An 11,151-nucleotide genomic window follows, 5' to 3' on the forward strand; every position below is an offset into this window, starting at 1 on the left:
TAATTTTTGTAAGGACTTCCATATATGTTAAATAGAAGAAGTCATTTTTTAGAAAGAAGTGATGTAAATGTCACAATGGTATAAAAAAACGATATCGGAAGTAGAAACAGAACTTTCCACCAATATTGAAAAAGGACTTAATGAAAGTGAAGCCGCGGAACGACTTCAAAGGTTTGGCCCTAATCGCTTTGAAGATCATAAAAAAGTTTCGATTTTAAAAATGTTCTGGGATCAAATTAATAGTATGTTAATCTACATACTAATTTCTGCGGCTGCCATTTCGGCTTTTGTTGGCGAAATTACCGATGCTGCCATTATTTTTATTGTCATCCTTCTCAATGCAGTTATCGGAGTTGTTCAAGAGTCCAAGGCTGAAAAAGCTTTAGAAGAATTAAAAAAGATGTCCACTCCAAAGGCAGTAGTCAAAAGGAATGGAAACCTAAAAGAAGTTCCATCTGAAGAAATCGTCCCAGGTGATATCATCGCATTAGACGCTGGACGCTATGTTCCGGCTGATTTACGTCTTGCGGAAACAGCGAATTTACAAATCGAGGAATCTGCATTAACAGGTGAATCTGTTCCAGTTGAAAAAGATGGATCGTTAATAACCCATCAAGAAGCTTCAATTGGAGACCAAAAAAATATGGCTTTTATGACAACACTTGCAACATACGGAAGAGGAATAGGTGTTGTTGTACATACTGGAATGGACACAGAAATCGGAAAGATTGCTGGAATGCTCGGACAGCAACAAAAAGAAACTACACCACTCCAAAAGAAACTAGATGAACTAGGCAAATTTTTAGGGATAGGAGCAATCTTAGTTTCAATTGTGATCTTTTTAATCGGTTTCTTTCAAGGTAGAGAACCGTTGGACATGTTCCTTATTGCTGTTAGTTTGGCGGTTGCAGCTATTCCTGAGGGTCTCCTTGCTATTGTAACGATTGTACTTGCCATGGGTGTCGGACGAATGATTAAGCACCATGCAATCGTTCGCAAGCTTCCTGCTGTGGAGACCCTTGGTGCTGTAAGTGTAATATGTTCGGATAAAACTGGGACACTTACGCAAAACAAAATGACAGTTACTACTATTTTTATGGATGATCGTTTTCGAGAGATAGGTGACATTGCTCCAGAATTTGCACAAAGCCATCCATTTTTCCGTGGGATTACATTATGTAATGATGCCCAAGTTTCTCGTGATCAAAGTACGGGAGATCCAACTGAAATCGCCCTTGTTCAGGCAGGGTTGAATAGTGGATTACATAAAGAGGAGCTCGAAAAGACCTACAAACGAATTTTCGAACTTCCCTTTGATTCCGATCGAAAAATGATGACAACCGTTCACATAGAAAATGATAACTTAATTTCGTTTACAAAAGGAGCTTTGGAAAGCATTTTGCCAAAGGTAACAGCTTTTTATAGGAATGGGAATGTTATAGCGTTTACAGATGACATGATGAAAAATATTCAGAAAGCATCTGAAAAAATGTCTGACAAGGCCTTACGTGTTTTAGCTGTTGCTATGAAAAATGTATCAGAAAATGACCATCTCGATAGTAGCTTAGAATCAGAGTTTATTTTCCTAGGGCTAATCGGTATGATCGATCCTCCACGTGAGGAAGTAAAAGCGTCTATTGCTTATTGTAAAGATGCAGGTATTCAAACGGTTATGATTACCGGTGACCATCAAAAGACAGCATTATCAATTGCCTCTGAACTAGGAATAGCTAAGGATGAGGCACAAACGATGACTGGCCAGGAATTACATGAGCTTAGTGATACGGAGCTACAAGAGAAGGTGAAAAATGTTCGCGTATTTGCACGCGTTTCTCCTGAACATAAGGTACGAATTGTAAAAGCATTTAAGGATAATGGTCATATCGCCTCCATGACTGGTGATGGTGTAAATGATGCTCCGTCATTAAAACAAGCAGATGTCGGAGTTGCTATGGGGATTACAGGTACGGATGTTGCTAAAGGAGCCGCCGATATCATTCTTACAGATGATAATTTCGCTACAATTGTATCAGCTGTGGAGCATGGTAGAAATATCTATCAAAATATTAAAAAATCCATTTTATTTTTACTCTCTTGTAATCTAGGTGAAATTACAGCTTTATTCATTGGTATTTTACTAGGTTTACCTGCTCCACTTACAGCCGTACAAATTCTTTGGGTGAATCTAATTACAGATACCCTTCCAGCAATTGCATTAGGGATGGACCCTGATGATCCGGATGTCATGAAAGAAAAACCACGGGATCCAAAGGAAAGTATTTCTGCAAATGGGAGTGGAAGCTTTACCGTATTAAATGGTTTACTAATTGGGTTTATTACATTGTTTGCATTTGTAGAAGGCTTACATTTCTACTCCGGAGCAAGCTCTATCTTTTCGATCGATTATAGCAGCATTACATCAGATGCATTAGTTCACGCTCAAACAATGGCTTTTATCACATTAAGTGTTTCACAATTGTTCCATTCTTTGAACCTTAGAAGTCAAAAGAAATCTATTTTTCAGGTTGGACTGTTAACAAACAAATATTTAATCGGCGCGATTTGTTTAGGTATTGCTATTCAAGTCGGACTTGTTTACATTCCGTTTTTTAACAATGTATTTGGAATTCATTTTCTTACCATCAATGATTGGCTCTTCATTCTCGGGCTATCCATTATACCGATTATAGGAAATGAATTTGCAAAAGCATGGAAACGTATCTTTTGAGATTGCGACATTTTTATTATTTCGACATTTTAGTTAACTTTATAACAAACTCTTAAGATAGATTTATAATGAAAGTAAGGATTGATGACATTTTGTACACAAGTCAATCCTGTCAATTTGAAGGGGGTTATTATTATGCCTAGATTACTAGTACCAATTGACGGTTCTGACCATTCTATTAAAGCTTTACATTTCGCCTTAAATCAAGCTGTTGAAACCGGTTCTGACATCATACTCCTCAATGTTCAACCAAGTTATAACACTCCAAATGTAAAGCGCTTTGTTCGGCAAGATCAAATTCAGGCATATCAAAATGAAGAAAGTAAAGTCGCGTTTGATAAAGCTTTAGCTGAAACGAAGAACTTCTCTGTTCCAGTGAAAACCAAATTACGAATTGGAGAACCTGGAATTGAAATTTGTACTGAGGCAAGAGAAAGCCAGGTAACTCAAATAATAATGGGCTATAGGGGATTAGGTGCAATTAAACGAACAGTCCTTGGAAGTGTTAGTTATAAGGTTTTACACGAACCTCCCTGCCCAGTAACCATCGTTCCTTAAAACTAATTTTTCAGATGATGGTACTGTCTAAATATAGATAAAAGCGAGAAGATAACCAAGTTATTTTCTCGCTTTTTTGTTTATTAAGGTTCTTTCTTATAATCGCTTTCGACACCCTCGATTTTTTAACCAGAACTTGCCAGTAAGCATATGTTACAAAAGGGTGGTGGTCCGGTTGAAAAGGCTATATCTTGTCGCGTTATTTCTTATCGTTACAGGGATATTTGTTGCTTCAAATATTTATACGTTTATACCCATATATCAAAGTATATCGGATTCAATCCATATTTCTGTTGAACAAGTGGTGGTTGGCGGGAGCATTTTTTCCTTTACTTATGCATGTGGGTTGCTATTCTTTGGGCCTATTTCTGAGAAAATAGGAAGAAAAAAAGTCATTCTTCTTGGATTAATCCTTTCATTTCTTGCAACTGGCCTAGTGGGATTTTCATTTAATGAACAATCACTGTATCTTTTCAGGAGCCTTCAAGGTTTTGCTTTAGGGAGTTTTCCTCCGGTTGCGTTTGCGTATATCTTTGATGTATTTCCACTTCGACACCGTACACTCGTGCTAGCGCTTATTAACTGTGGCTTCTTATTTGCGGGAATCCTAGGTCAACTTATTAGTTCGAGCATTACTTATTTCTATGGCTGGGAGTATGTATTATTTTGCTTTGCCATTATTTATCTTGTCCTGTTTATTAGCGGTGTGTTTATCCTTCCAACAGCCCCCGTCGCTAAACAAGCTACCGCGCCACTTTTTCAAGACATTTGTAAAATGATGAAGAGTCCCTCATTAGTCACCTGCTATATGATTACCTTTTCGATTTTACTGACATTTATTTCGTTTTATGACGGAATTGGCCAATACTTACATGAAAAATATTCAATTGACCAACAAACTTTATTTAATATAAGGGCAATTGGTCTTATTGGTGCATCTTTTTCATTGTTAACAGGGAAATTTGTACGGTATTTGGGTGACCGTCGGACATTATTAATGGGTCTATGTCTTGTAACATGTAGTTTAAGTTTTCTCCTTTTTATAAATACACCTGCAATGATTGCCATCCTATCCATCCCTTTTATTGCGGCTATTTCTCTACTCTACCCTTCCCTTATTTCGATCATTGGTAAGCTTGGTGAAGAGGCAAGAGGATCCGCCATTTCGCTATATTCATTTACTTTAATGACTGAAGGAACCTTTGGAGCACTGCTATCATCTGTATTAGATTTTCCGATATTACTTAGAAGTCTACTTGGGTTATTTGTCCTAAATATAATTCTGAGTTTTAAATTAAAAATGTAGAATGATAGGAATACTTTTATAAATTTGTTTCATAAACATAATCTGTATGGTACTAAAGTAATATCTTATAAGCTATAAGTAGGAGTTGAGTTCGTGAAGTTTTTAATCCTTGTCCATGTGTTGTCAGCCATAATCGGTGTGGGTCCAACCTTTTTTGCCCATGTCCTACTTCGCAAAAATCAAAATGCGGTACAATTGAGACAATCGATGGCCTTAAGTCAAATGCTGAACTTCTTTCCTAAAATCGGAGGCTCAATTGCCGTATTAACAGGAATACTTCTTGTAATCATTGGAAATTATGGCTCTTTCTTAAATCTTTGGCTTATCGGCTCTCTTATTATTTATATCCTTATTCAGATCATTGTTATTGGAATCATTGATCCAAACGCAAAAAAATTAGCAGGTTGGGTTTTTGATGAAAATAACAAAGAAGCTGTTGATTTGCCTGAAGAGCAAGACCAGCTTCTCTCAAAAATCAGTAATCAATTTTATTTCGCTACCGTATTCGGTGTTCTTCTGTTCATTTTAATGATATGGAAACCTTTGTAAGTGTAATAAGGGTAACACTAGACAGTGATACCCTTTTTACTATTTACCCTCTCCATGACAACCTCAACAAAGCGCTCAAAGCGATGTTCATCAATATGCTGAGGCATTAATTCAATTTTTAAAGTTGCTGCTAAGTTCGAATGTACATAGAGCATATCGCGAAACTCATCAACTGCCCCACAAAAATGGGGATAACATTGGTCCCCAGTGCCAAATACACCTGTTACCATATCCTTATTGGTACTTTTCTCTAGTGCACAATAAAGAGGAATCATTTCGTGCGGAATATCCCCACTTCCCCAAGTATAGGTACCTATGATAATCGCATCAAATGATTCCAATTCATAAAAAGGAAAATGTTCTACCTCATAGACATAGCACTTGCTAGTGTACCTACTTATATATTTGTAAATGATATTCATCGCTTCCGCTGTATTCCCAGTAATCGATGTATACACAATCGCAATCTTCATATTTATAGCTCATCAAACCCATTGGATTGGGATACCTTGGTATAGGTTCGTGATTTTTGTTCGAAGAAATCCGATTTGGTATCGTTCATCATCTCATCACTAAACACCTGAATCCACGGCATCGGGTTCTCCCTCTCTTCATATAAATTTTGGAACCCAAGCTGGCGAAGCCTCTTATTAGCAAGATATTCTACATATCCTTCAAATTCCTTTAAATCAATTCCATCAATATCTTTCAAAATATAGCGTGCCCATTCCTTTTCAAGCTCCACTGCCTGTCCGATTGCCCTAAAGACATAATCCTTATTTTCCTCGGTGTTTAGTTCAGGGTTTTCTGATAAAAGAATTCGTACAAATTGAGCGATGAAATAAGCATGCTGCATTTCATCCCTTTGAATATAGCTAATCATTGTGCTCGTCTTAAGCATTTTTTGTTGTCTGGCAAGATTATAGAAAAAGGCAAAACCCGCATAAAAATAGATTCCTTCTAGGTTAATTGAATTGATCGCAAGCTTAAACAAATTTTCTGGAGTCGAATGCTCCCTGAATCCCTCGTAAGCCTCAAGGATTACCTGATTTCTTTTTCGAACAATTGGGTCTTCCTTCGCCTGGTTAAAGCGTTCCTTTTGTTCTTGTAATGGCACCAGTGAACTCAGAATATAGGAATAGGATTCATTATGAACGGCTTCCTGCTGTGATATCACCGCGAAAATGGCTTTAAAGCTAGAATCTGTTACATAGTCCATGACCTGGTTCATTGTAGGTGTTTGCAAACTGTCTAAAGATGCGAGCTGAGTGTTAATTCGTAAAAATACATCCTTTTCAGTTGATGTTAATTGGTCCCATTGCTTAATGTCATCCTGCATATTAATTTCTTGCGCTTTCCAAAAATTCGAAAGCAAGGTTTGATATAAAGTATACATTTGGGGATAGGCAATATCGTTCCAATTCAATAAACCCGAGGTTTCTCCGTTAATGATTCCTGTTGATTTATTAGGAAAATCCGGATTAAATAATTTAATTTTTGTTAACGGCTGATTGATTGTCATTCGTTCTTTTCCCCCTTAACTATGGCATAGTTCACATTCTTCAATTTCTGCTTGTGAGGTACTTCTTACATAATATGTCGTTTTTAACCCTTGTCTCCAAGCCTCTACATGGAGTTGTAAGAGATCCTTTGCTTTAATATCATGTCTAACATATAGATTAAAGCTGATGCCTTGGTCAATATGTCGCTGACGTGCTGCATTTTGTCTGATGCTCCAAATTTGATCCACTTCATGACGTGCTTTTCGATAATATTCATAGGTTCTATGGTTAATATCTGGTGCAGTGACTTTAAACTTGAAATTCTTTTTCTCCTCTGCATACTCAACTGCGTAGATTGGATCAATCCCATCAGTAGAGCCGCCAATTTTAGCTGTTGATGAATTAGGAGCAACCGCCATCAGCCAACCATTTCTCAATCCATTCTGAGAAACATTTTCTTTAAGTTTATTCCATCGTTGAGATGTGTACTTTCTGCGTTTAAAATAGGCTCCCGTTTCCCACTCGGATCCTTTAAATTTCGGGTAAGCTCCTTTTTCCTTGGCAAGCTCCATCGAGGATTGTATTGCGTAATAGGCAATGTCCTCATACAATATATCAACCAATTGCACAGCCTCTTCTGATTCCCAGTAAATCCCCTTTTGTGCTAAAAGATGATGCCAGCCAAATGTTCCTAATCCCACCGCGCGAAACTTTTTATTAGTGATATCTGCTTGTTTAACAGAAATGGTATTTAAATCTACAACATTATCGAGCATTCTCACTTGGATGCGGATTAATCGTTCAAGTACATTTTCCTGAACTGCCCTTGGTAGATTAACAGATGATAAATTACAAACCACAAAATCACCCGGTTTTCGGATGATCACAATATTTCCTTCATCATCCACATACTCCTTTGTAATCGCGGTTGCTGACATATTTTGAGCAATTTCCGTACATAAATTACTGCAGAAAATCGCTGTTCGCCCTTTTCCTAGCAGATGTTTGTTCGGATTTTGACGATTGACTGCATCACGATAGAACATATATGGTGTTCCTGTTTCTAACTGCGCAATCATGATACGAGCCATGACATCCATCGCTCGATACGATTTACGTGGTAGTATGGGATGATTGACGGCTTCCATATATTTTAATGTGAAGTATTTTTCATCCTCTTCATCATAAAAATCTTCAAGTCCTAATAGATTTCCATTCTCATCCTTCCAGCCCATGATTTGCTTTACTTCATGTGGACAAAAGGTATGCCATTCCCCAATGCTTCTTCCATTTTCATCTACTTCTTGTAGCTTTTTCATAAATAGATCTGGGACGGAGACTCCCGTAAAAATATCATGGGCCTTACGGCGCTCATCCCCATTATTCGTTTTTAAATCTAGGAAGCCATTCATAATGTCCTTATGGAATAAATCAAGATAGATTGCAATTGCTCCTTGGCGTTGTCCTAATTGGTCAACACTTACTGCTGTATCATTTATTAGACGAATCCATGGTACAACCCCAGATGAATTCCCTTTAAACTTTTTAATATCGGAGCCGAGTGCACGAACCTTTCCATAATAGACACCTATTCCGCCTCCATCTTTTGATAATCTAGCAATGTCCCAGTTATTTAAATAAATGCCATCAAGTGAGTCCTCAACTGTATCAATAAAACAAGAGGATAACTGACCAAAACTCTTGCCAGCATTAGATAAAGTTGGGGTTGCAACGGTCATATACAGATTACTTAATGCCCAATAGGCTTCCTTGACATACTCAATCCGCACATCCCTTTTTTCATGCTGCATTAATGTCATAGCAATGATCATGAAGCGCTCCTGTGGAAGTTCGTAAATATTCCGTTCATAGTCCCTGGCAAGGTATCGGTCTGCCAATAAAAATAACCCGATGTATGTAAATAAATGATCTTTAGTAGGATCGATTATCTTTTCTAGTTCAAAAATCTCATCTTTGGAATAGGAGTTTACTATTTCACGAGAATAGATCCCTTTGTTCGTTAGCTCTTCAATTAACTTATGAAAGCTCCCGTATTTTAGGGCGCTTTTGTAATTCCGACTCGTTGCAGCTTTTTCATAGAGCTCATTTAAATACAGATGGGCCGCTAAATAAGTCCAATTTGGCTGGTCCATGGCAATTCTGTTTAGAGAATAAAAAAGTGCATGTTGGTTTGCTTCAAATGTTGAGAAATTCATCCCTTGCAGATTATTTTTTAGTTCGGTTGTATCAAGCTGATATGCCTTTTTAGCATAATCAAGCGAGTGCAGAACTGAATCTAATTCTCCTTGCGTTGTGATATTCAATTTATTTCTCTCCCTTATCTATTTTTTCGTTAAACAGAAAAAATCCGCTCAAACGAATTGAGCGGATGAAACGATAACATCAAGAGAGCATAAAAATAGAGCCCACCTGTCGCCACCGTTTCATCTTCCCAATCCCCGAAGAAGGTGAAACATCTTAAGAAAAGACAGGTCTCCTGACTTATGCGTCACTCTACTTTGAACCCTTCCCATATAAGTCATACAGTGGTCTGTTCATTTCGTCAGCAATTACAGTTGCGGGGGCAGTTCTGGATTTTCACCAGATTCCCTTTTAAGCCTACACGGCATCTTTTTCTCAAGGCAAAACACAATATGTAGTTATTTAAATTAAAAGTCTATCAATATATGCTATTAAATTTATGATAAGTGAATACTGCACTTTTAGCAAGACAAATTTTGACAAAATTATTTCTCGAGAAATAATACCATATGCTCTTCGCCACGATATTGTCCGTTGTATTTCATTGCTTTTTTATCAACAGCAAATGTTTGAAATCCTAACTTTTCATATAATTGCTTTGCAGGTGTATTTTCAGCATCCACCGTTAAATAAAGTAGCTCAATTTCAGGAATACTTTCGGCCACTTTGATCGCTTCAGTTAGTAAAGATTTTGCAATTCCCTTTCCTCTGTTTCCATCATCAACATACATTGCTACAATATTAGCCCTATGCCTGATTTTTCGACGTGTTTCCCTTACTACCGTTACCATACCAACTAATTGTGCTTCTTCAAATGCACCATATGTCAAAATATCTTCAGATTGAAAGCTTTTCTTGTATTCTTCGATCGGGTTTTCCTTACTTATTGCTTCATCATACGTGACTAAAAACGCATCAGGATCAGTTGTTAATGCTTTTAGCCGTAGCTTCCAATAGCCCTCAGCATCCTCTGGTATAAGCTTTCTAATATTCATATTATCCCTCCTAAGAACATTTGTTCTTGTGTTTTTTATTTTCCTTAATTATAATGGTACTTAAGGGAAAAATATACAAAAATGTATGACTTCTTTAGGAAATAGAAAACATAGTGTAGCGCATAAGAAATTTTAAAAGGAGTGTTTTGTGAATGAAAGGACAAGCAACACCGTATTTAATGTTTAACGGAAATGCCAAGGAAGCTTTGGACTATTACCAGGAAATATTTGAAGGGGAAATTTTGGATGTTCAAACATATGCTAAGGCGGGTTATGAGAACCAAGAGTGGGCGAATGATAGACTCATCCATGGTAAATTTAAAAAGAATGACTTCTTATTAATGGTATCTGATGATTCTCCAGACCAAACAGTTACTATCGGAAACAACATCTCGCTTGTAATCGAATTCGAAAGTGAAGAAGAGATTACGAAAACGTTTAATGATTTAAAGGAAAAAGGAACAGTATTCATGGAATTACAGGATACCTTCTGGGGTGCCAAATATGCTAAAGTAAAAGACCCATTCGGGATTATTTGGGATTTAAACTTTGAAAAACAGTAAATGTGAATATCCCCCCAAACTTCTGGGGGGGATTTTAGATTATTGTTTCCATTCGTGTTTTAACAGACCATAAAAATACATATCAAAACGCTTGCCGTCTCGCTCTAGGAATTCCCTAGAAGTTCCTTCCCTGACAAAGCCAAGTTTTTCATATAAAGCGATGGCTCTTTCATTGTACTGAAATACGGTTAATTGAATTCTGTGCAGATTTAATTCCTGAAACGAAAATTCTAACACAAGCTGCATCGCTTCGTGTCCTAACCCTCGATTCCGGTTACCATCTCCACCAATTGCAATGGCGAGCCATGCATTTCGATGTGGCCAAATAATACTATCAATATCGACAAAGCCCACTAATTTATCAGTAGCTAGCTCTTTAATTCCAAACACGAATGCTTTTTCATTTTTCTGCTCGACCCATTCCTTGAAATCAGAAGGATGTTTTGGGAAGGATGGTAACGTATCTAGATTTCTAAGAAACTCCTGATCTTCATACCAACTGACAATTGTAGGAACATTCTCTTCCTTAAATCTTACAAGTTCAACCTTTTTTCCTTTTAGTAGATTATATGTAATCATTTGAATTACCCCTTCATTATTAACTAATTTAGTAATTCAACATTTCGTATCGATTTCCTTTTTCAAACAAGCCATTTATAGATAATCTCGTTTAATTTCTCCATTATAA

General features: G+C 37.1%; 10 protein-coding genes and 1 riboswitch. Of the genes, 5 read left to right on the plus strand and 5 right to left on the minus strand.

Going from position 1 to position 11,151, the window contains the following annotated elements; translation table 11 throughout:
- Nucleotides 1-67: 67 nt before the first annotated feature.
- The 4 genes from ABC371_RS21785 (at nucleotide 68) to ABC371_RS21800 (ending at nucleotide 5,141) form a co-directional block, all read left to right on the plus strand.
- Nucleotides 68-2,728 (plus strand): cation-translocating P-type ATPase, encoded by a 2,661-nt coding sequence (locus ABC371_RS21785; protein WP_412898713.1) that lies wholly within the window; start codon nucleotides 68-70, stop codon nucleotides 2,726-2,728.
- A gap of 135 nt (nucleotides 2,729-2,863) precedes the next feature.
- Nucleotides 2,864-3,286 carry a universal stress protein gene (locus ABC371_RS21790; RefSeq protein ID WP_412898714.1) on the plus strand — a complete coding sequence of 141 codons (423 nt, stop codon included), beginning with the start codon at nucleotides 2,864-2,866 and terminating at the stop codon, nucleotides 3,284-3,286.
- 175 nt (nucleotides 3,287-3,461) lie between these two features.
- The gene (locus ABC371_RS21795; protein WP_412898715.1) at nucleotides 3,462-4,592 is read left to right on the plus strand and encodes an MFS transporter; all 1,131 of its coding nucleotides are present in this window, start codon (nucleotides 3,462-3,464) and stop codon (nucleotides 4,590-4,592) included.
- 93 nt (nucleotides 4,593-4,685) lie between these two features.
- On the plus strand, nucleotides 4,686-5,141 hold the full coding sequence (locus ABC371_RS21800; protein WP_412898716.1) for a DUF2269 family protein: 456 nt from the start codon (nucleotides 4,686-4,688) through the stop codon (nucleotides 5,139-5,141).
- A gap of 17 nt (nucleotides 5,142-5,158) precedes the next feature.
- On the opposite strand, the gene ABC371_RS21805 is transcribed toward ABC371_RS21800, so the two are convergent.
- The 4 genes from ABC371_RS21805 to ABC371_RS21820 form a co-directional block, all read right to left on the minus strand.
- The gene (locus ABC371_RS21805; RefSeq protein WP_412898717.1) at nucleotides 5,159-5,614 is read right to left on the minus strand and encodes a flavodoxin domain-containing protein; all 456 of its coding nucleotides are present in this window, start codon (nucleotides 5,612-5,614) and stop codon (nucleotides 5,159-5,161) included.
- Between the two features lie 2 nt (nucleotides 5,615-5,616).
- Entirely contained in the window at nucleotides 5,617-6,663 is a 1,047-nt protein-coding gene (locus tag ABC371_RS21810) for a ribonucleotide-diphosphate reductase subunit beta (protein WP_412898718.1), read from the minus strand.
- Nucleotides 6,664-6,678: 15 nt separating this feature from the next.
- Entirely contained in the window at nucleotides 6,679-8,961 is a 2,283-nt protein-coding gene (locus ABC371_RS21815; RefSeq protein ID WP_412899420.1) for a ribonucleoside-diphosphate reductase subunit alpha, read from the minus strand.
- Nucleotides 8,962-9,113: 152 nt separating this feature from the next.
- Nucleotides 9,114-9,292, minus strand: a riboswitch (cobalamin riboswitch).
- 98 nt (nucleotides 9,293-9,390) lie between these two features.
- On the minus strand, nucleotides 9,391-9,900 hold the full coding sequence (locus ABC371_RS21820) for a GNAT family N-acetyltransferase (RefSeq protein WP_412898719.1): 510 nt from the start codon (nucleotides 9,898-9,900) through the stop codon (nucleotides 9,391-9,393).
- 152 nt (nucleotides 9,901-10,052) lie between these two features.
- Between ABC371_RS21820 and ABC371_RS21825 the strand changes: the two genes are divergently transcribed.
- The gene (locus ABC371_RS21825) at nucleotides 10,053-10,463 is read left to right on the plus strand and encodes a VOC family protein (protein ID WP_412898720.1); all 411 of its coding nucleotides are present in this window, start codon (nucleotides 10,053-10,055) and stop codon (nucleotides 10,461-10,463) included.
- 39 nt (nucleotides 10,464-10,502) lie between these two features.
- Here ABC371_RS21825 and ABC371_RS21830 read toward each other — a convergent pair whose 3' ends face one another.
- Nucleotides 10,503-11,042 (minus strand): GNAT family N-acetyltransferase, encoded by a 540-nt coding sequence (locus ABC371_RS21830; RefSeq protein ID WP_412898721.1) that lies wholly within the window; start codon nucleotides 11,040-11,042, stop codon nucleotides 10,503-10,505.
- Between the last annotated feature and the right edge of the window lie 109 nt (nucleotides 11,043-11,151).

Origin of the sequence: Bacillus jepli, from assembly GCF_047238305.1 — a bacterium.
GTDB lineage: Bacteria > Bacillota > Bacilli > Bacillales > Bacillaceae_L > Ferdinandcohnia.

Bases quoted from the DNA above. Each gene is read 5' to 3' on its own strand.
- ABC371_RS21820 (WP_412898719.1), bottom strand. From the start codon at position 9,900: ATGAATATTAGAAAGCTTATACCAGAGGATGCTGAGGGCTATTGGAAG.
- ABC371_RS21785 (WP_412898713.1), top strand. From the start codon at position 68: ATGTCACAATGGTATAAAAAAACGATATCGGAAGTAGAAACAGAACTT.
- ABC371_RS21825 (WP_412898720.1), top strand. From the start codon at position 10,053: ATGAAAGGACAAGCAACACCGTATTTAATGTTTAACGGAAATGCCAAG.
- ABC371_RS21790 (WP_412898714.1), top strand. From the start codon at position 2,864: ATGCCTAGATTACTAGTACCAATTGACGGTTCTGACCATTCTATTAAA.
- ABC371_RS21810 (WP_412898718.1), bottom strand. From the start codon at position 6,663: ATGACAATCAATCAGCCGTTAACAAAAATTAAATTATTTAATCCGGAT.
- ABC371_RS21805 (WP_412898717.1), bottom strand. From the start codon at position 5,614: ATGAAGATTGCGATTGTGTATACATCGATTACTGGGAATACAGCGGAA.
- ABC371_RS21830 (WP_412898721.1), bottom strand. From the start codon at position 11,042: ATGATTACATATAATCTACTAAAAGGAAAAAAGGTTGAACTTGTAAGA.